Consider the following 20,053-nt stretch of genomic DNA (forward strand, 5'->3'; position numbering starts at 1 on the left):
ATAGCCCTCTGTGAGGAAACGATGCAAGCGTCCGCGGCAAAAGATGACATCCTCGACCGCGCTCTTTCCATTAGTCCCAGCCAATTTGAACAGCTCTGCCGTATTCTTATTAAGCGGTCAGAACCCACTCAGGAACTTGAACTGACCCCGCGCTCTGGTGACGCGGGTATCGACGTTCATGCGGTAATTGACCGCGATCTTTTCCAAGCCCGGCTCGGCGTTCAAGCGAAACGGAAAGATCACGGAAATAGCGTTTCATCCGACGAGATGCGGACGTTCAAGGGATCGCTTCGGGAAGGAGAATACCAAACCGGGACGTTCATCACCACCTCCTACTTTAGCGGTCCGGCAGAAACGAGCGCAAACAAGGGCCATATCCGACTCATTGATGGCGACCAATTGGCGGACATCATGCTCCAGAGTGAGCTTGGCGTCGTTCAAGAGGATGAAAACGAGTATGCGACGGATTGGGAATTTTGGGACATATTCGAGTTGGAGGACAACAATCTCGTTCGCTCCGATGCGGTTCCGCAAGCAGACACGGTAGAGGTGCTGAATATCGCTCTACGCGGCATCGGTCAGGGATATGATGTTAAGCCGACAATCGCCCAGTTCCTTGAACTGGAGACAGGCAAGGAGTGGGACGAGAGGCAAGCGGATTATTACCCCCACGCCGCGTGGCCGCTTGGGTTCGTTCACAAGGATACGCGAGTTAAACACTCGGGATACAAACGCCGCCAATGGACACTCTCGCGCATTGGTGCGGAGTACGTACAATATCTAAATGAGGGGGACGATGAGGCGGCACAGGAACTCCTATTTGAGCGAATACGGGGGATGGAGATAGCGAAGCGTGTGTTGGACGAGTTAGAGAGGCGGGGCACAATGGAACACACCGAGCTACAAGAAATTGTCTTTGAGAATACTCTACCTGAAAATCATGAGCACGGACTCTCAGAGAACACCGCTTACCGTCGTGGGGACACGATTGGTCGATGGATAGAGAAATTGCCCGAGGTGGTACGCCACGGGCCAAACCTCAAGAACTCGACGTATGAATACCTCAAAAAGGGCCTAACGGACTACTAATCGTCCTGTTTTTGGCTGAACGAACTCAGCGTCCCCTGACGCTGGCCTATGGGAATGTTTGTGACGACAATCTCTTTCGTCCCGGTACGGTCGTCGCCGTTACGATTGATACTGCGATTCGCCGTGATAGGCTCCACTTCAAACTCCTCCGGGATGTCTACGTCCGTGTCAAGATCGTCCTCAATTTCTTCGTCGTCTTCCCCGTAGAGTACTCGGGCTGGCCACGAATTGGAAATAGTAACGTACACGCCCTTTTCATGCAGTTCGATGGCGAGGTCACGAAGTTCTCGCTGTTTCTCTGCACCAAATCCTCCTGCGAGATAGTCCTCGAAATTCGCCGTGTCACTCACGGGTTTGTATGGTGGATCGAAGTACACCGCATCACCCTCCTGCGCTACGTGGCGAATGTACGTGAAGTCCTGATTACGGATGTCTGTGTCTTGTAGAACATCGTTGACACCGTAGATGCGGTCTTTCCTAACTACGTCCACATCGTACCGATGGCCGAAGGGCACGTTGTACTCTCCAGACTGGTTCTCACGGTACAGGCCATTGTAGCACATCCTGTTCAAGAATAACAACAGGCTGGCTTCTTTGACTTCGTTCTCACAGAGACCATGTCGCCGGAGAGAATTGAACTCGTCTCGTCTATCGTAGTAGTAGTCCTCTACCCCGTCTTCGTCTAACTCGTCAATGTCGCGTTGGTGCTCTTGATTGACTTCAATAAGGTCCTCAGGACGCTCCTGCACGACTCGATAGAAGTTCATCAACCGACTGTTCAGGTCGTTGATTGTCCCATTCGGTGGTTGTAGATCGAAGAAAACTGCGCCGCCACCGAAAAACGGCTCGTGATAATGGTTGTATTCAGACGGTAGACGCGGTACTATCTCGTGCAGAATTTGCGTCTTACCGCCCGCCCATTTTAGAACTGGCTTCACCATTCTCGTTATCAAATGAACGAGGAGGGTCCTTGATAAAGGCACCTTCTCGTCTTAGAAAGGGTTGAATTTGTGTGCCAAATCTGTGAATGAAATATCCTGATTCATGGGCCGCTTATTATCTGACTACTTCACAACAGACCTCAACGAATCCGACTATTACTGGTCTGGCTTACAGGGGTCCTTCCCGGGGACCTCATAGCTCGCAGCGTTCTCGGTCTGATCCGATACGCCATACCGACGCGCCAGAATCCGGCGAGCCATCTGCGGCAACCCAGCCGCAATCGCCATACCCACAAAGAGTAGCTCCACATCACCGACAACGATAATCTCAGGAAGATTCATTTTTGTGACCTCAATTAGACCGGCCCGACTATCTCCGGCCCAGTCGGTCCGTACACGTTATTCTGCATCACGACACCACAGGCCTCGAACGACTCCGCGCCATACAAGGCTGTACACGTCCCCGAGACGTCCAGCGGAGCGACAGACCGCTCCGGGTGGAAGAACCAGTTACGCTCAATCGAGCCACCCTCAAGCGGCGGCCCACGGAGCTTCACAGCCTCCTGCGGACGCGGATCCGGTAGCGGCTCGCCCTTGTGAGTCCGGTCGGCCTCGGTCGCCATGACAACACAATCATGGACGTGAACCTGTCGCCCACCATAGCTCCCCTCAGACGACGTCACCTCGTCACCCCGGTGCATATCAATCACATGGGACATCGTTCGCGGGCCAAACACAGAGTTCGACACCCGGAACGCACAGTCCGCAGCACCGTCACCGGCCACGCTGTGCCGGTTATTATCGAAGACACAGTAGTTGATCAGCGGCCAGCCACGGAACACCGTCACGCCATAGCCCAGCGACTCAGACGCACCATTCACGAACTCACAATGGTGGATATGACACCAGTTCGGGTAGGATGCCCGTCCGACCTCGACGCCCGCATGGGTAGTCCCAGAAACGGAACAGTAGTCCATCTCGAAATACGCGCCGTTAACGGAGACGCCCGTCGAAATATAGGCGTTCCCGTCCGCATAGATACTGTCGACACCGAACCGCTCGCAAATCTGGTAGTAACCCGCATCTGGGAACTCGAAATGCAGCCCGCTCAGACGACAGTAATCAGCCCGCACGTCGATCAGGGGGTGTGGGCGGTCCTCAACAGAGATCACGACGTCGTCGCCGTAGATGACCTTCCGAGACGACAGGACATACTTGTAGCCGGTCGCGTCCAGATCGTCATAGACACAGATGTACGTGACAGACGGGTCCGAGATCGCTCGCTCAAGCTGGCTGGCAGTCAGAACAATCGCATCCGCATCCTTGACCGTCAACGACGGCCCGACCGGGTAGCTTCCACGGCCAGCATAGTCATCGTGAACGGCAGACGCGCCGATTCTCGGATACAGTTTCAGTAAGTCAGTAAGAGTAAGATTCATTCAGAGACAGAAACCTCGTCAAACACCACGAGGAAGGCGTATTCATCGAGCAGCACACGGGCTTGGCGAGCGCCGTCCTCAGCCGAGAACCCAACCCCATTCTTGTGATCAATCGGCTTCACCTCGGGCATCCACTCCTCGTGGGCGTAGATGTCGACCCACTCGGGGTTCTCCGTATTCTGGAAGAACGTGAAGTGAATCTGGCGACCCGGCTCCAGCCACTCATCATAGGGTCGCGGGTCCGTCTCACGAGTCATCCGCCACGATCCCTCCGACGGATCGCCGACGAAGACCTCGCCGCGATACTTGAAGCAGGCGAGCCAGTTCCGGTGCCCGCCGATAGCAGCAAGCTCTCGCTCCAGCGCCTCCTCGTCGACCTTGACCGTCCCAACGTACTGGTTCGGACCGACCGAGCCGACGCCATACGACAGCCGGGAACGCACCAAGAACGGATGGAGCTTCGGGAACAACCAGCACCGCAATGTCTCTACCCAATCAGCAGATGGGCCGAGAGAGAGCATTAGTTCACCTCTGTCCAGTATTTGTTCCTGTCAACCTCGACCCAATGTAATTTCGCCTCCCAATCTGTTCCACCAGAAGCACCATATACATCCGCCCAAATTTCAAATACTTCGGTAGTTTTGTCGATACAGTTGTATGTTCCCTGCCAATTGCTGGTTTTAGTACCGTTTGGTGGTATATCGTATAGCTTAACGGGAGTCGCTCCATTGGGTGCTCGGAGTTCAATTTCCGCCCGGTGCTCCCCATGAAGTTCACTTCCTTTAATCCGAAACGATGCATACTGGAACCCGGTGAAATCAAGCGTAACTTCACCCATCTTCTCCATTCCACTCGAACCTTGGTAGAGAGAAGCACCAGAGTTAGTTCGTCTGACGTCTCCACTCCCCCCGTTGTGCATTAAGATATTCCCACTCCCGTCATCTGCGGGCGCTGTTTTGATATTATTGTTCACCCAATTCCGAGTCGCAACCGTGTTCCCGTTATTCTTGAGCGGACCCAGAATATTCACCCCATTGGCGTAATCCTGAGAGTAGTTCATCGTGACGCTCTCCGGGTCGCCGTTAGCGTCAACGTAGGTCACGAACAGGCGACCGTTACCATTCCCGAAGAAATCGCGCGAGCCGTTCGTCCCATAGTTACCCCATTGACTGTCGATCTCGGACTCGGTGTAATAGCGACCGTCGTGAGAGTGGCCGATCTGGGAGAACCGGTTGTTTGCCCAATCCTTTACCTCCTGAAATGAGGGAATCTTATCAAGAACCATAGTAGAATCTAAATTTTCGCGTAGAACCCGTCACCAGTTACGTAGCCAACCTCACCCGGATTCAGAGCGGCATCGGCCTCGGTCGTCGAACTGTACTCGGGCATGGCACCCTTCTTGGCGTCTACTTGACCACGAGTGTAGTACCGAGAGTCGTGATCGTGGCCCGCGAGCGAGAAGGCCGACGCGTGCTGTCCATCGAGGGTATCCGCGTCCAGCCGAGAACCTGCGCCCTGCTCGACTCGGTCAGCCGGGACGCGCTTGGCCGCCATATCGTAGACGACGTTCGCGGCGTCATCCAGCAGGTCATCCGAAAGCGACAGCGCCCCGTTGTACCCCGAGAGGACCGCCACATTCGACAGAAGGTTCCCGGCCAAATCCAGATCACCGGACATGGCGTCACCCGCGGCGTTCACATAGCGCCCGTCGTGGGTGTGCCCAGCATCGGCATAGCGGCCGTCGGTCTGTGACTTGGTGTAATACCGACCGTCGTGGTCGTGGCCACTCGCGGCGAAGCCTGCATCCACCTCGGCCTTGCTGTACGCGCCGACCTGTGCGGCGGTCACCGAGTGCGGGTTCGTCGAATCAGTCAGGTGTGAGTCAACCTCGGACTGTGTCGCCACAGAGAAGGCCAAGTGGGCCTCGGAGACAGCGCCGTTCTCGTCCGGGATCGCCCCCGCCTGAGCCGCAGTTACCGAGTGCGGATTACCGGTGTCGCTCAGGTGGTTCGAGACGTCGCCGTCCTTGGCGATTACCTTCCACGCCGAGCCGTTGTAGACCTCGACCCGGTCGTTGGCGGTATCGAAGTGGATGTGACCCGGCGACGCCGAAGCGGGCCGAGAACTCCCCCGCGACGAGTCCAGCCGACTATTCGTGAGCGATACCAGATGTTGGACGTCCTTGACGACGTTGTAGGCGAAGAAGTTGTCCCACGCGTCGACGGGCTGCTCCCCAGCGAGGTACGAATACCCATCCGGGTATGCCTCACCAGTATCGCCCCACGTCTTGAGTTGAGTAGAGTAGTTAGTCATACAGAGTTAGAAGTTGTTTACACGCCGTTCTCGACATACAGCCCATCACCAGAGACATAGACGACCTCGCCCTCAGAGAGCGCCGGGACGTCTGCGGTCGACGCAAAAACCGGAAGCTCAGCCCCACCAGCGAGCCGGACATAGCGCCCGTCGTGGTTGTGGGACGTATCCGACTTGCCAGAGAGGAGATTGTCGACCTCAGTCTCCGTGTAGTACCGGCCGTCATGGGCATGACCCGTATCGGACTTCCCAGAGAGGAGGGTATCCACCTCGGTCTCGGTGTAGTAGCGCCCATCGTGGGTGTGTGAGTTCGGCGAGTAATTCGAGGAGACCCACGTCTCCGAGGCGAGCTTGTCACCACGGGAGTAGACGTCGCCGCTACGGGACACCCGGAAGGCATCGTCGTAGCCGTCGGCGGACCCACCGAGAAGGTAGCCCTTCGTCAGATCGACAGTAGTCGTGGTGAAGCCGGTCGGGACGCTCCCGGCCGTGCCGACATTCGACAGGTCCCACCCGGAGCGCCACTCGTCGTTGTGAACGATGACTTCCATCTCCGCCGTCGAGGTCGACCCGTCTCCGTTGAAGTACGCCTCAACAGCAGCACCCTCGTAGGTACTGCCGGTGACCAGTCGGAGCTTCTCGGCGATACCGTTGCTCCCATAGGCCGACGAGGCAACCACAGTCAGCGTGGGTTCTTGGCCGAACACGGCGCTTGCATAGAACGTCACCCAGCGGTGCTCGCCGCTTTCGGTATCCGAGACCGTGAACAGCGCCCCGGCTCGATCACCGTCAGAAGACCCGTCCGTAACCAGCCCGTTCTCCGCAATCCGATACCAGCCCGGAGCGTCTTGCGAGAACAAGAACGTCTCCCGCTTCCGACCGGCGAACCGGCTGTCGGCTTCGGACTCGGTGTAATACCGGCCATCGTGGTTGTGACCCGTATCCGACTTCGTCGTCGGGTCGAAGTTACCCGCGTGCCAGACATCGTTCCCGTTCTGTTGAAGCGTATTCAGGACGTTCGTCGAGCCGTGGGTGACGGTGATCCGCTCGGAGTTATTCGACCAGACTTCCAACCGACCGTCGGTATCGGAATGAAGACCCGTGTCGGTGTCTCCAACCGCAAGCGAGATCGCGGCCGTCCCACCGAAGCCGTTGTTGTCGATGTAGAAGTTCCCGGTCGTCTTGTCCGTCGTATCCGACCGGAGGAACTGCGAGGAGTCCAGCCCATCCAACTTCTCGGAGTCAGCGGCCTTCGCTGAAATACCGAGATAGTCAGCGTCGTGGTTGTGGGTTGTATCCGACTTCGTCGCCGGGTCGAAGTTCCCCGAGTGCCAGACGTCGCTCCCAGAGTACAGAAGCCCCGAATTGCCGATTTCGAGCCAGTTGTTCGAGTCTTCATGGTCGATTCGGATGTTACCGGAATACCACCCAAACCACCCATGTCTGGCAGAATCCACGTCATCCCAGAACTCGAAGATCGCGTTTCCAAGCTGGCCCGTGGCAGACGACTCGTAATGAAGCTCCGGGCGGACGCCGGGAGTGAACTCCAGCGGCCCGGTTAGCGTATCACCAGACAGAGAGACCGCACCGACCTGCGAGGCAGTCACCGAGTGTGGGTTGCCGGTATCGGCCGTATGACCCGACACGTCCGCATCCAACGAGTTCGTCAGCGAGACGAGATGCTGGATGTCCTTGATGACGTTACTGTTGAAGAAGTTGTCCCACGCATCTACCGGCTGCTCGCCGACCGTGTAGGAGTACCCGTCCGGGTATGCAGACCCGGCAGTCCCCCACGATTTCAGATTAGTAGAATAGGTTGCCATAATCAGAGTTTCCCGGCGTAGGTGCCACCGGAGTCAGTCGGCTCGCCGCTCGCGTTCAGGCTATCGTAGCCAGCCGCGGCGTCGTTCGATTCAGTCGAGGTGCGGTAGGTGAAAGTGCCGGAGGTGACGACATCGACGGCGATACCGCCCGAGGCAACCTTCTGGAGGTACTCTGCCAACTCCGTCGACGTCAGCGTCATGTCCTCCAGCGCCGACGTAGGGACCTCCACCTCGACGCGAGCGTTCCCGGTCTGCTCCGAGTAGCCGATACCGTCAACCGGAACAGACAGAATCGTCGTCGCCGCATGGAGAATATCCCGAACGGACCCCTTCGAGGTCGCCGCCAGATACTCAGCCAGCACCCGAGCACGGTAATGCTCCAGCCCCTCGCCCGCCTTCGACGGGAGATCGACAAGCCGGGCGTTCCGCTCAAGCTGCTCGACCGACTCGGCCGTCAGCGGATTGATCGAGTTGAGAACCTTCTCGGTGTCAGTCTCGACACCAGAGAGCTTCTGCCCAATCGAGCCGAGAAGCGCGTAGTTCCCCGAATCGTCCGCCTTCGGAAAGAACGACGGAAGCTCACGGACAAGGCGCTCCTCGATGGTATCGTGGGCCATCTACACCACCGTCACGGTCGTCAGCGGCGCGGTCGCCTTCTCTGAATCCGCGATAGCCACATTCGACGTGCCCGTGGGTGACGCAGACTTCCCGACCGTCAGCGACGGCACGTCAAGCACGCCCTTCACCGACAGGACCGCCGAGATCAGCTTGGCATAGACGACGTCATCGCCCACGCCGAGGCCAGCCACATAGCCACCCACGGCCGCCTCGATAGACGCCGTGCCCTCAAACGTGGCATCGATCTCGACGGAGACATCGACGTACACAGGGACCTGTGTGGGCCTGCTGTAGTCGACCGGGTGCGTCCGGCCATTCCCGATCTCAACGGAGACGTTCACGGCCGATCCATGAGCGCCGCCATAGGTCCCGGAGCCGCCGCCCTTGTGGTCCCAAATGGCTTGACCCACTTCGAGATCATCACCACCGTCGACAACGTACTCGATGTGGTGCGGCGGGATACCGTCCGCGTCCGTGGCGTCGTCATCGTTGACGAAGTAGGTGACCGACGTCGCCTCGGTCGTGTTCAGAATCCCGTTCTTGACGGCCGCGGGCGTACCACGGGACCCCTCGCTGATCTCCTTGCGAGCACGAGAACGTAGCTCGTCATCCGGCTCCCGATTGACACCGCCCGACGTCGACGCCGGGTTGGTCGTTGAACCGACCGGGTTGAACCCGACCGGCGGGTCCGGCAAGACCGTCAAGGTATCAGCCCCGACGTTGCCGCTCTCGCCGCCCGTGACGGCTTCGACGGGGACATCCGACACAGAGGTCGTCCCCGCGGTCAGCGTCGCCTTGGCGGTCGTCTGGAACTGCACCGGTGCGATCTCGTCGGTCTGGACGATAGTCCCCTTCGGGATGACGTAGTCGACGCTGGCTGCCGAGTCCCGAGAGAAGGTCACCGAGCCGGTCGCCTTCTTGGCGGGCTTCCGCTCAACGCCGATGATCGCCACCAGCAAGTCGAGGGCTGTCTCGGTCGCATAGTCAAGCTGCGCTGCATCAAGGACGGCTGCGAGGTCTCCCTGCAACTCCGAGAGCAGCACCGCGACCGGCCGGTAGAACAGCCTGATCGCGGCGAACTCGTCGTCGTTGAGGTCCTCCGACCACAGCGTCTTCGCAATGGACATCAGCGCGGCGAGATTCGCCTCGACAGAATCACCTACATAGCGTCCGTTTTGAAAATCAGTCATATCAGTCAGTTAGAGAAAAGGTGAACGCCTCCCCGGTGTCGTACAAGACAGTCACCTCGACGGTGTTCGGAGAGTCGTCAGAAAGCTGGGCATCGTACCCGGCCAGCCGCTCGATGACATCATAGTCACGGGCCGCCCGCTCGACCTGCAACTTGATGTTCGCCAACGCCGCGTCGGTATCCAGAAGCCCGATATTCTCCAGCAAGTAGGCCGTCAGCCGAACACGGAGATTTTGCTCGAACTGTGCTCGGCCACGGACCGTCTGGACGTCCTTCCGAGTGTTCAGAAAGGCATCAAAATTCTCGTCAAGTCCAATGTCTACCATGTGCTAATGAGTATCAATTATATTTCTTAATGAGATTATACAGAATAGTTATGTTACTGGCTACCGAAGGTAGGGTGGAGAGGAACTTCCCACGAACAAAACCGGAGTTCTGGGAAGACTGTTCTACTACGGTACTCCTAATAGGATAGTCCTGACAGGATGTCTAATTAGACCGAGAACCCTCCGACCTAATGGGATAACCCAACCGGAGTGGTTCTCGGTCTAACGGGGTACTCCTGATAAGGTAGAACCCAACTGGAAACCTCCTTACCCTTATGAGGATACATCATTTGATATACCCTCCCAGACAGCCTAATTAGGCGGACTGGACTCGTAAGTCCCCGAATCCGTCTGGACAGAATGGGTGTGGTTTTCGATGTCGACTCCATTTACAGTCACCGAGCCAGATGCCTCGATAGAGACGTCGAACCCAGAGCCGGTGTTGGCAACCCGTATCTGGGTGCCTTCATCGAACTTGAAACAGAAGTCACCCGCAGCCAGATCGGGCATCTGGAAGCTCGGACGAGACCTCGGGAAACGGGCGACGAGTTCTCGGTCTATTTCGACCACCTCAACCGTCTCGCCCTCCTCGGGGACAATCCACATCCCCGAGGCTGGCGTCACGAACGGCATCCGACGAGCCTCCTGATTCGGACCCATCACGACATTTACATACACTTCTTTCTCGGCCGTGTCGACCTCGGCGGTCGTAACCACGCCGAGCTTCCGCACTCTATCCATCGTTGATTAGGTCTCCTTGACGAATGTCTCGTAGTCTGGATACGTCTCGTGGTTCTGCGGGTTAACCAGATTCGACCGGACAGATAGCCCGGTCGGGACACCCGCAACCTCGAAGGTGGCTTCCCATCCATCCGTCGGGGTCAGCCTGTGCTGGACCCGCGTGATGAAGAACAGCCCACCATCCACGTTCTCACAGTAGTTCTGGACGCCGGGTCGAACCGCAAGCGCGTCGCCGATGTCGGCGGAAGCCAGCGCGTCGACGGCTTCGGAAGCCAGCCCGTTGATCACGATGTTCCCGGATTGGTAGGCCATCGAGGCTTTGATGAACATATTTTGGGCTGCCCGCTCGACCGCGCCTTGGGTCTTGACCGCAATCGGCTCCCCGTGAGCCAGATCGTCGCCATCAATCCCGTCGACGTAGGCGGTCGCCTGCGGGTACAGGTGGGCACCGTCGCGCTGGGAGTTGCCGCCATCGGCATCCGAATACCACCGCGTCCGGCCGCGAACCGTCACCGACCGCACCGGGACGTCCGCGGTTGTCACGTTGTACTGGTGGAGCGCGTAGTCCGAGCCGAGGCCGACGTCCACTTGGTGAATGACGCCATCCGTAAGCGCCGGGATACCCACCCAGAGCACGCCTGCCCGGTCAACCCACGCCTCGACGCCAAACTCCGATTGGACCTGCTGGAGCGCCTCCCACGGCGTCTGGCCGGTGAAGGTGAACCCACCCTCGTCGCCCTTGATCATGGGCATCCCGTTCCAGAGCTTTTCGAGCGCAGCCGTGATCGCACCCACGTCCATGCTTCCAGTTAGACCGGGAACCGCCGTCGGTTGGGCGTCCTCTCCAGCCAACCACTCGGCTGCCTGTTGCCGGTAGCTCTCCGAGACTAGCCCGGCGCTTGTCTCATCCAGCATCTCCCAGCCGGTCAGCACGCCGTAGGGGTCGTCCACCTGATCGTAGATGAACGCGACGACGTCTTCGAGTGAGACCCCGTCAAAGTGCTTCTCGACGACACCCGAGGTGAGGATGGTTGCGGCATCCTTGAGCGTGAGCCTCGCCTCGTCGACGGCCAGCTTGACGCTGTTCTGCGGAAGGACGTACCGCCCTTGGAGAGCGCCGCGCATATAGACCGCAACCGGCTCGCCCGTGATCGCCGCGTCGACGAGTTGTTTCCCGGCCGTCCGGGAGATGACCGCTGACAGGTGGCGGTACTTGCCCTGCTCCATCCGGGTGTTCACCTCGTACGGCTGGATGTCGATACCGCTCCGAAGGAACCGGAGTTCGACAGGCGGGTTCTCACAGCTCATAATCCGAACGCAGGTCCGTTGTAGTCAGCCGATTCCGGCCCCAGTCCGTCGACATCGAGGCCCGAATGGGTGGAGGGTTCTCGGCCGTATTCGTCCTTGCCGGTCGAGACAAAGTCGAAGCTATACTCGAACAGCTTTTCACCTGTCTGCGGCTCGATGCCGACCGGACCGTCCCAATCACCACCCTCCAGCAGCACCTCGCCCGACCATCCGTCTGTGATCAGGTCGAACTGATCCCCGCCGTCGAGGATCGCGTGGAACACGGGAAGCTCCCGCTTGAGCAAGACGCCCGAGACGTGAATCTCCCGGTTCTTCGAGCCGTTGTCGGTAACGTCCTCGCCACCACAGAACGAATCCTTTCGGTTGACGTTCCGCTCCTTGCCGCCGCCGATCCGGCTCGGCGTGAACAGCGGGGCGAAGAACAGGTCGCTACCCATCAAGAGAAATTCATCGTTCATGGTTATCGGGACATCTCCGAGTCAATCGTTTTCTGTTCGCGGTAGCGGGAGCCGAACTGCTTGTCCAGCAGCTTGTTGTACTCCTTCTTCCCGACGTCGCCCTCGATATTGATGACGGTCATCCCGCCACCGTAACTGGGTCCATCACCGAAGCCGCCGCTGTATCCGGTACTAGCCGAGGTGGGTCCGCTCATGTTCTCAACCTGCTTGTAGGCGATGTAGCCAGCGCCGAGCGCCAGCCCGCCAGTCACGATAGCCGCGAGCACGCCCAACGCGGCGTTGGCCGCCCACGCCTTCGCAATCAGCGCCCCCATCCAGACGATCAACGACTTGATCGGGGCGATCATCGCGGCGATGCCGTTTTTGATCATCGCAATCGACAGCACGTTCATCGCCGCAGTTAGGCCGAGAACCAACCCCTTGATCAGGAACAGGTAGCTGATGAGGGTGAGAAGCCCGACAACCCACTTGTTGTCGATAGCCTCCACGATCTTCGACACCAGCCAGAAGAATGGCCAGAACGCGGCCACGACGAACGAGGCCACCTTCGACAGTCGGTAGATGATACCGATGGTGTAAATCAGGATGGCCCCGAGTTCGAGGAAGGCATTTTGGTTCTCATAGAGTTCCTCGATGCCCCACGTGAACAGTCGGATAAGTGCATCACCGAAGAACGCACCCATCTTCGCGCCAAGCTGGGTGATCATGTCGACGTGATTGACGATGACGTCGATGAGTTCAGCCAGCCACGAGAAGCCACCCGAGAGGGCGGACTCGAAGAAGTCGCCGAAGACGGTCAGGCCCATCAGCGGGTCAACCAGATTCCGGGCGACAACCGGCAGCGACGTCAGAAGGTCATCAAGGATAGGCTGGAAGGCCATTCCAACCGGGCGGAACAGCTCAAAGAGGTCCTGTTTGACCTCCTCAAGGCGCTGCTGGAACCGCTTGAGCGAGTCCTCCATCGACGACCCGTAGCCGAGAACCCCGAGGCCGACGATAGCCGCGCCAGCCCCGGCGATAGCCCCGAACGCTGCGACGACCCCAACGGCCGCCCCAGCGAGGGAAATCATCATCGGGATGAGCAGCGCAATCAGTTGCCACCACATCATAATCGTCGGGCGATGCTTCTGGATGAACTTGAGCGCCTTCGCCATGCTCCCGGAGGAGGCACTCAGGTCGAAGCCCTCACCGAAGTCCGTGAATCGACCGAGAAGCGAGCCGACCACACCACCGAGCGTAGCGGCCGCACCGGTCGAGGCGTTCCGTAAGGAACCAATCGCCTTCGAGAACGGTCGCCCACGGCGGTTCTGCGTCCGGGCAATCTCCAGCGCCTCCTCAAGAGAGTCGCGGTCGAGTCGGACATCCGGCATAGGGACGCCCATGAAGTTCGAGCGGCCACCCTCGGCCCGCGAGGCACCGACGCCACGGTTCTCGAACTCCGCGGAGGCATCGGTCATCCGCTCGATAGAGCCGAGGAAATCCTCCTCCATCTCCGCGAGGGGGTCTCGGAGGTCGAGATCACCCTCGATGGACATGACATGGTTGACGGTCCGGTCATACGCCCGCTTCCCGTCCGAATCGTAGAAGCCGGGACCGCCCATCTTCGAGAGGACACCCCGCAACCCACCTCCGCCACCGGGATCATCGCCCCGGACGACCCGCCGAACAAAGTGCGTCGAGCGGGTATCCTTCTGGAGCGCCTGTTGCTTGGAGAAGACCTCCTCCAGATTCGATTCAACGTCAAGGAACGCTTCGAGGGACTCTTCCAGCGTCTTGAGTCTAGCCTTGACCTTGTCGACCTCCTCGTCAGAAATGTCGAGGCCGACGTCGAGCTTCCGGCCGTCTATTTTGTCGAGCTTATCATCGAGCTTGTCGAGTTTTTTCGAGAACTTATCGACGACGTCGACAACAACTTCGACGGGTTTGGTTTCACTCATTAGCGTGGGTGTTCGTGTAGGTCACGGTCTCGCCGCGACCGCCCCCGCCGGGGACGTGGCGAGAGTTGACCCGACCGGGAGCCTGTTCAGACTGCGGTCCATCTTGCTCTTGCTGTCGCTCCATCTCTTTCAGGAGCACCATCCGCTGAAACGGGGTGAGATCGGCTTGGGTGGGCGCGAGCGGGATATGCTCATTTAGCGCCAGCACGCCGCTGGCCGCCCCGGCTTCCACGAAACTTCGTCGCGTCACGGATGTCGCCGGACACCTCCAGAACAGCGCCGCCGATCTCGACCGAGAACCCGCCAACCATCATGTCGACCATCTGGTCAACCTCCTCTTGGGTGTGGCCCATGTCCTCGGCGGCAATCCCGAGCCGGGCGGCGTGCTGCATCGCCCCGACGAACTCCTCGTCCATCTTCGAGATGTCGATAGAGTCGCGGCCCTCTGCCTCAGCCACCTCCTTGGCCTCGCGGACGGCGTCGACTGCTTCGTCCTCGTCCATGTCGAGGTGGGCCTTGAGGAACGCCGCAATCGAGAGGAACTTCTTGTCCTTGAGCGGCTTGATGATGACCGGGACCGTCTCGCCGAACATTTCGAGTTCGTGGGTCTCGCGGTACTCGTCACCGCGGACGCACATTTCATAGAGCTTCGAGACGGGACGACCGGTGTCGGAGTTGGAACTGTCAGGCATGATGAGAGTATGATAAAAGAGTGAAAACGGTGGTTAGCGGGCTATACTACGATTACTTGGGGGCGGACGTCCGCTCCTTGTCCATCGCCAAGAACTCGAACTGGGTCTCGGTCGTCTCGCCGGAAGACATCTCGTAGCCGTCAGAGGTCACGATAATGTCCTGATAGGCGGTGACCGACCCATCGAGGTGGGTGATCGAGATAGAGTCGAGGACCTTCGGGGTCCCGTCGTCGTTGAAGAACTTGTCTTCGAGGTCCTGTCGGTTACCCTTGCAGGTCATCGACCCCTCGAAAGAGACTTGGTCGATGGAGTAGCCGTCGGGCTTGGGCTTCCCAGAGCCGTAAATCTGGGAAACTTCGACGTTGCGGGTGAGCGAGAGGTTTTCGACAACGACCTCCTCCTCACCGACGTTCACCTTGATGTCAGCAGCGGATTCCTTGCGGTTAGCCATTAGAAAATTAGAGAGTTAGGGAAAATGCGGTACGGGAGCGTTCTCGGCCGAATTAGACCGCCGCCGTCTGGACCTCGCCAGCCGCGATGGTGGCGATGATGTTGCGGAGCGGGTCAGCCGTGTCAATCCCGACGAGAACAGTCGCCGTCATCGAGTCAACCGGCTCGACAGAGACGGTGTACGCCTTGAGCGAGTTGAGATCGAGAAGGCGCTTAAGACGGGCCGAGAGGTTCGACCGAAGCGCGTTACGAGCGTTCTGGGTGTGGAGTTCGCCGATGAAGGGTTCCGAAACGTCGTCGACGTCGGCCTTCACGCGGTTAACGATCAGCCGGTGGAGGACCTGCCGCATGGCGTCCTCGGGCTGGTTATCGTCAGCGACGCAGGTCAGGTCCTCAATCAGCTTCGCGCCACGGGCCTCGTTGGCCACCGGGACAACCTTCGCCGCAATGAGGTCCTCCTGTTCGGCGATGGAGAGCGTGACGCGGAGGTCCTTGGCCGTCTGGAGGCGCTTGAACATCGGGCTGGCGTTGATGCCGAGGCGGCCGTGGAGGCCAACCTTCGCGCCGATGATCGACGAGCCGTCAGGCCGACGCGACGGGTAGCACAGGCTGATCCGCGAGGAATCGAACGAGTTGACGTACTCGGCCGTGTCAACGATGCTGCCGGTCCCGGCGATGATCACAACCTCGTTGCCGACGCCCGCCTGCGTCGTCGCAAAGTCGTGAGCGTGCTGGACAGCCGCGTCGTTCTCGGTCAGGACGCCGACGAGATCGACGACCTCGGCCACCGACGCGAGCGCGTCGACAGCAGCATCGTAATCGAAGTAGGTGTAATCGACCGACCCGTCAGACGCCGGAACGGTGCCAAGCTCGAACGAGCCGTCAGCGGGGTTCAGATATACCTCGCCACCAGCGGGCGATTCAGCCGCGGGGTCACCGTTCGTCAGAACAGTCGTCTGGGTCTCTCCATCGACCGTGAACGAGACCGCCGACACATCCTCGACGACCGGCGCGTTTTCGAGCGTCCCCGAGGAGCTACCGACACCGGAGATGTCTTCGTCGACGACGGAGACTTCGGCCGGGGCGACCGCTCGAACGGGGTAGGCACCCTCGGCGAGGGCGTCCTGAATCGCTCGGGTCAGAAGGCCACCAGCGCCGAACTCGGTGCGAGCTGAGACGGGCGTCGTGATGGTCTTGACTTCGTTTTCCTGTGCGGTGCCACTCGAAAGGTCCGCCTGTCCAACCAGCGCCACTTCCGCAGCGGCGTTGAAGTTCAGGTCGGTGCTCGAAACGGATTCGACAGAAGTGTCTACTCCGGGTCTGTTGGTTGCCATATAGTAGAAATTCAGATATAGGTGTAGTCCGGCTCAAGCGACTGGAGCGGCTCTGCCGTCTCCGTCACGCGCTTGACGAACTGGAAAGAGACCGTCTTGACGGCCTCGTAGTAGTCAGTCTCAACGAGGGAGTTCTGCCGCGGCTTCGTATCACCGCACTCCCACTCGGTCGTGTCCTCGCTAAACCGAGAACCGTCGTACTCGAACGGCACAAAGACCTCGTCGAGCGAATGTGCCAGCGCGTCTCGCTCGGATTCATCGGTCGACCGTAGGATCAGGTCCACGGTCGCGGCGTACCACAGATGGTACTCACGACCAGTTGCGACACCGTTCTCGTCCCGAGTCGGCCCCGCATAGGGATTCGCACCCTCAGAGATTCGGTCGGCGCTCCACCGAACGCGGACGAACGGCGGAGCCATCACGGCGTCGCCCCCGACGGTCGCCACAGTCACCTTCTCGGGAAGGCCGTTAGCGAGCGTCGAGACCAGCGTCGTGACTACGTCGGATTCATTCATAGATTCCTCAGATGTCGGTCAATCGCATCGGCCACCTCGTTGGCGGCGTGATCCTCAGCCCACTCCCGGCCACGAGCCATGAAGCCGATGCCCTCCAAGCCCTCGCGCTTGATCTTATCCTGCAACCAGAACGCGAGGTCTCGGGTCTCAGGAGAAACGTCAGAAAGTCTCGTACTCATTTCAGAATCAGTTAGTCACCAAACGGATCATCGACGTCGGCAGCCTCGACGACCTGCTCTGGGTCGAGAATCTTGTCGGACAGCCCATCGCCGTTAAAGTCGACGCTGACACCGGAGATGTCGCCCGTATCCGGGTCGAGGATCACGTTGAGGACCTCGCCAAAGGCGTTCCACCCACGGAAGTAGATAGTCATGCCAACCCAGAGGTCATCCGGCTTGGTGCCCATCCCCTCGAACCACTCCAGCGCCCGCGGCGGGATTACCTGAGTCCCGGACTCCTCGTAAGAGACTATGTAGTTCCCGTCATCGAGAACAGACGAGATCGTCGCATAACCGCCAGCGTACATCGTCGAATCGACCTTGATCCGGCGGCCCTCCGAGAGTTCGTCAAAGCCCATCCGTGGGTGATAATTCTGCCTCGGCTCGGGCTGGGTCGCCACCTCGACGGCGTCGGCGATGACATCCGGGTCGGACGCAATCGGCCGCACCTCGGAGAGGTCGGGGTCCTCGGGGTTCCACCGGTAGTCGAACTCGGTGACCTCGGCGACGACGATCACCCGGTCCTCGTAGCCGGAATCGTAGACGGTGCCGTAGAAGATGATCCCGTCTCTAGACGAGAACGCGAGCCGCTCACCGTCAAGCTCACGAGCCACGTCCAGCGAACCGATGTCGCCGACCGTGTCCGTGTCCATGTTTGGCGGGAGCATGTCCTCGGTGAACAGGTCGTAATCGCCGTCCTCGGCATCGCTGCCTTGGACCATACCGAGTACGCCGTGGTCCTCCAGTTGGGAGAGCCGGAAGATTCGTGCCGAGTCTTTGAGGTAGGGGTCGTCAGACACCTCGCCACCCCGCACCGGGTAGACCCAGATGCCGTTGTAGTCCGGGCGGTAGAGGTGCTTGACCTCGTTCCACCCGGCCAGCACCCCGCCCTTGGGGTCGATCCTGATGACCCGCTCGTCACCGACGACGTCGATCAAGTCGCCCTGCTCGAACGACTGGATGAACTCGTTAGGCTCGGTCGAGACCGGGTCCCACGAGAGGTCCTCGATGGACTGTGGGTTCCCGGTCTCGCTCGGATCATCCGGCTCAGGAAGTACCTCCTCCTCGTCGACCTCGACCTCGGTTGGGTCGGAGTCTGTCTCGGTATCTGGCTGGGAATCCCCATCAGACCGAGAACCCCCGCCGTCGTACAGACGAACGCCCCGGCCACCGGGTCCAGAATCAAGACTCCGTGAGCGACCGATGCTCGCCCGAGACCGGACGGACGAGAGAGTAAGGCCTTTGTCCTGAATCCACGGGATGAGAGACTCGATAGGCGGCCCTTTGATGTCGTATGAAAAAGGTGTATCTCGCTTCACTTCCGTCCCCGAAACGCCGTGCTCGACGAACGGGGAGTGGTCAGCGGTATTCTCAACGATCACCCGGTACTGATTCGACGAGCCATCGAACGTGACGTTGAAGCCATCAAGGAGATTGCCCTCCCAGATAGCATCCTCCCAGACGATCTGCGAACGAGCTTGGCGCTTGACCTTCTTGCCAGTCTTGGCCAGCCCGCCGCGGACACCGTGCTCGATAGCACGCTTGATGTCCGCACCGATGTCTGTGTCGTCAACGTTCACGTAGATGGTCATGTGTGACTAGAAAATCTGAATTCACAACGATTAGTGTAAACGTCCAGCCAAATCAAACAGATCTATTAGATCCGACTTGTTATGAGATGGAGGAAAACGGGACCGATACAGGGCCAAGAATTGTTCCTACAATTATCAGTAATGTCCCAATCGACATTAACACCAATCCAGTTCGGATGAGTTTTTGTCTGACGCAGCGTTCAAGACAATTACCAGCCCTCTTTTTCACCATTGAGCTGGTTCTCCATTGCTTACCTCTTCCATCCCGAATAACGATATTCTGTCGGTCAATTTCAATACGATCAATATTTGAAGATTCAAGAGCCGGGTCAAGATCAAACTCGTCAACAAGAAACGGATATAAGTTAGAAATCACTTCCCTTTCTTTTTCAAGAACAATATTTGTGTCCGTCCTCTCCATGAGTCTTTTCCGATGCCTCTCTAATATGCCAATTCTTGGTAATCTTTGGTACACCCGCTTTTTCACTCCAGCGTTTGAGACATCCGGAAATGCAAGTATTACTGCTCCTGTCATATCTATCAGCGTTCCTAATACCAGAAGATAATTTGTACTTGTCACGACATGACTATCGCAAGCGAGAGGTCTACTTAATAGTATTGTCCATCGCCTCTACTGAATTAGCGCCCTCTATTCAGCACGCCTAACCTATCAATCAGAGGGATGTACGTCAATCGAATGTATGGGAACTTCTGTAAATCTCTATTAGAGCGTAACGCGAGTGACGTCGGCCTCGACGTGGCTGCCGTAAGGAGTCACAGCATCGACCTCGTAGAGGAGGTTGTCATACTCGACCCTGTAGCCAGCCCGGACCGAGGTGTCAGCGGGGAGCAGCAGGACCGGAGCACCGCGAACGACCGCGCCAGCAACGTCATCCGTCCGCTGGGGGTCGTTCGACTCTGAGTAGGATCGGTAGGCGCGTTCCCGGCCTGCGTCGGTCCACCGTTCTTCGGCCTTCCCGTAGGCGTTTCGAGCGCCCGAGACCGGCCGGTAGATCGTGGCGTCTATCCCCTCGCGCCGGAGGAAGACTTTCATCAGACGCCGCTTACTG

The 20,053-nt window shown here is 58.8% G+C and carries 24 protein-coding genes; 2 read left to right on the forward strand and 22 right to left on the reverse strand.

Features of this window, described 5'->3' with window-relative positions; all coding sequences use genetic code 11:
* The first annotated feature begins 21 nt into the window (after window positions 1–21).
* A complete protein-coding gene (locus tag EOHIBHHM_RS18490; RefSeq protein ID WP_497253214.1) occupies window positions 22–1,089 on the forward strand; it encodes a restriction endonuclease in 1,068 nt (355 codons plus the stop codon).
* On the opposite strand, the gene EOHIBHHM_RS18495 is transcribed toward EOHIBHHM_RS18490, so the two are convergent.
* The 13 genes from EOHIBHHM_RS18495 to EOHIBHHM_RS18555 form a co-directional block, all read right to left on the reverse strand.
* Window positions 1,086–2,030, reverse strand: a complete 945-nt coding sequence (locus EOHIBHHM_RS18495; RefSeq protein ID WP_497257054.1) for a DNA adenine methylase — start codon at window positions 2,028–2,030, stop codon at window positions 1,086–1,088. The genes EOHIBHHM_RS18490 and EOHIBHHM_RS18495 overlap by 4 nt on opposite strands.
* 356 nt (window positions 2,031–2,386) lie before the next feature.
* Window positions 2,387–3,469: a hypothetical protein gene (locus tag EOHIBHHM_RS18500; RefSeq protein ID WP_497253216.1), complete on the reverse strand. Its 1,083-nt coding sequence runs from the start codon at window positions 3,467–3,469 to the stop codon at window positions 2,387–2,389.
* Complete coding sequence (locus EOHIBHHM_RS18505) at window positions 3,466–3,990, reverse strand: hypothetical protein (protein ID WP_497253218.1); 525 nt, start codon at window positions 3,988–3,990, stop codon at window positions 3,466–3,468. The genes EOHIBHHM_RS18500 and EOHIBHHM_RS18505 overlap by 4 nt, the downstream gene beginning before the upstream one ends.
* Window positions 3,990–4,571, reverse strand: coding sequence for a hypothetical protein (locus tag EOHIBHHM_RS18510; protein ID WP_497253220.1), 582 nt, complete (start codon window positions 4,569–4,571; stop codon window positions 3,990–3,992). The genes EOHIBHHM_RS18505 and EOHIBHHM_RS18510 overlap by 1 nt, the downstream gene beginning before the upstream one ends.
* 191 nt (window positions 4,572–4,762) lie before the next feature.
* A complete protein-coding gene (locus EOHIBHHM_RS18515; protein ID WP_497253222.1) occupies window positions 4,763–5,782 on the reverse strand; it encodes a hypothetical protein in 1,020 nt (339 codons plus the stop codon).
* 17 nt (window positions 5,783–5,799) lie between these two features.
* Window positions 5,800–7,605, reverse strand: a complete 1,806-nt coding sequence (locus tag EOHIBHHM_RS18520; protein WP_497253224.1) for a hypothetical protein — start codon at window positions 7,603–7,605, stop codon at window positions 5,800–5,802.
* 2 nt (window positions 7,606–7,607) lie between these two features.
* Window positions 7,608–8,222 carry a hypothetical protein gene (locus EOHIBHHM_RS18525; RefSeq protein ID WP_497253226.1) on the reverse strand — a complete coding sequence of 205 codons (615 nt, stop codon included), beginning with the start codon at window positions 8,220–8,222 and terminating at the stop codon, window positions 7,608–7,610.
* The gene (locus EOHIBHHM_RS18530) at window positions 8,223–9,350 is read right to left on the reverse strand and encodes a baseplate J/gp47 family protein (RefSeq protein ID WP_497253228.1); all 1,128 of its coding nucleotides are present in this window, start codon (window positions 9,348–9,350) and stop codon (window positions 8,223–8,225) included.
* A gap of 64 nt (window positions 9,351–9,414) precedes the next feature.
* The gene (locus EOHIBHHM_RS18535) at window positions 9,415–9,738 is read right to left on the reverse strand and encodes a hypothetical protein (protein ID WP_497253230.1); all 324 of its coding nucleotides are present in this window, start codon (window positions 9,736–9,738) and stop codon (window positions 9,415–9,417) included.
* A gap of 312 nt (window positions 9,739–10,050) precedes the next feature.
* Window positions 10,051–10,479 (reverse strand): hypothetical protein, encoded by a 429-nt coding sequence (locus EOHIBHHM_RS18540; RefSeq protein ID WP_497253232.1) that lies wholly within the window; start codon window positions 10,477–10,479, stop codon window positions 10,051–10,053.
* A gap of 6 nt (window positions 10,480–10,485) precedes the next feature.
* Window positions 10,486–11,787: a hypothetical protein gene (locus EOHIBHHM_RS18545; protein ID WP_497253234.1), complete on the reverse strand. Its 1,302-nt coding sequence runs from the start codon at window positions 11,785–11,787 to the stop codon at window positions 10,486–10,488.
* On the reverse strand, window positions 11,784–12,245 hold the full coding sequence (locus EOHIBHHM_RS18550) for a hypothetical protein (RefSeq protein WP_497253236.1): 462 nt from the start codon (window positions 12,243–12,245) through the stop codon (window positions 11,784–11,786). Before EOHIBHHM_RS18550 ends, EOHIBHHM_RS18545 begins: the two co-directional genes overlap by 4 nt.
* A 2-nt stretch (window positions 12,246–12,247) precedes the next feature.
* Window positions 12,248–13,780: a hypothetical protein gene (locus EOHIBHHM_RS18555; protein ID WP_497253238.1), complete on the reverse strand. Its 1,533-nt coding sequence runs from the start codon at window positions 13,778–13,780 to the stop codon at window positions 12,248–12,250.
* A gap of 3 nt (window positions 13,781–13,783) precedes the next feature.
* Between EOHIBHHM_RS18555 and EOHIBHHM_RS18560 the strand changes: the two genes are divergently transcribed.
* Window positions 13,784–14,185: a hypothetical protein gene (locus EOHIBHHM_RS18560; RefSeq protein WP_497253240.1), complete on the forward strand. Its 402-nt coding sequence runs from the start codon at window positions 13,784–13,786 to the stop codon at window positions 14,183–14,185.
* On the opposite strand, the gene EOHIBHHM_RS18565 is transcribed toward EOHIBHHM_RS18560, so the two are convergent.
* The 9 genes from EOHIBHHM_RS18565 to EOHIBHHM_RS18605 all read right to left on the reverse strand — a co-directional run bounded on the left by EOHIBHHM_RS18565 (window position 14,175) and on the right by EOHIBHHM_RS18605 (window position 20,037).
* The gene (locus EOHIBHHM_RS18565; RefSeq protein ID WP_497253242.1) at window positions 14,175–14,414 is read right to left on the reverse strand and encodes a hypothetical protein; all 240 of its coding nucleotides are present in this window, start codon (window positions 14,412–14,414) and stop codon (window positions 14,175–14,177) included. The two genes, EOHIBHHM_RS18560 and EOHIBHHM_RS18565, sit on opposite strands and share 11 nt — an antisense overlap.
* Window positions 14,374–14,874: a hypothetical protein gene (locus EOHIBHHM_RS18570; RefSeq protein WP_497253244.1), complete on the reverse strand. Its 501-nt coding sequence runs from the start codon at window positions 14,872–14,874 to the stop codon at window positions 14,374–14,376. Before EOHIBHHM_RS18570 ends, EOHIBHHM_RS18565 begins: the two co-directional genes overlap by 41 nt.
* 52 nt (window positions 14,875–14,926) lie before the next feature.
* Window positions 14,927–15,325, reverse strand: a complete 399-nt coding sequence (locus tag EOHIBHHM_RS18575) for a hypothetical protein (protein WP_497253246.1) — start codon at window positions 15,323–15,325, stop codon at window positions 14,927–14,929.
* 52 nt (window positions 15,326–15,377) lie between these two features.
* Complete coding sequence (locus tag EOHIBHHM_RS18580; RefSeq protein WP_497253248.1) at window positions 15,378–16,658, reverse strand: hypothetical protein; 1,281 nt, start codon at window positions 16,656–16,658, stop codon at window positions 15,378–15,380.
* An 11-nt stretch (window positions 16,659–16,669) separates the two neighbouring features.
* Window positions 16,670–17,173, reverse strand: a complete 504-nt coding sequence (locus tag EOHIBHHM_RS18585) for a hypothetical protein (protein WP_497253250.1) — start codon at window positions 17,171–17,173, stop codon at window positions 16,670–16,672.
* On the reverse strand, window positions 17,170–17,352 hold the full coding sequence (locus EOHIBHHM_RS18590; protein WP_497253252.1) for a hypothetical protein: 183 nt from the start codon (window positions 17,350–17,352) through the stop codon (window positions 17,170–17,172). Before EOHIBHHM_RS18590 ends, EOHIBHHM_RS18585 begins: the two co-directional genes overlap by 4 nt.
* An 11-nt stretch (window positions 17,353–17,363) precedes the next feature.
* On the reverse strand, window positions 17,364–18,983 hold the full coding sequence (locus EOHIBHHM_RS18595) for a hypothetical protein (protein WP_497253254.1): 1,620 nt from the start codon (window positions 18,981–18,983) through the stop codon (window positions 17,364–17,366).
* 79 nt (window positions 18,984–19,062) lie between these two features.
* Complete coding sequence (locus EOHIBHHM_RS18600) at window positions 19,063–19,518, reverse strand: hypothetical protein (RefSeq protein ID WP_497253256.1); 456 nt, start codon at window positions 19,516–19,518, stop codon at window positions 19,063–19,065.
* A gap of 189 nt (window positions 19,519–19,707) precedes the next feature.
* On the reverse strand, window positions 19,708–20,037 hold the full coding sequence (locus EOHIBHHM_RS18605) for a hypothetical protein (RefSeq protein ID WP_497253258.1): 330 nt from the start codon (window positions 20,035–20,037) through the stop codon (window positions 19,708–19,710).
* Between the last annotated feature and the right edge of the window lie 16 nt (window positions 20,038–20,053).

The organism is Halogranum roseipondis (assembly GCF_059695585.1).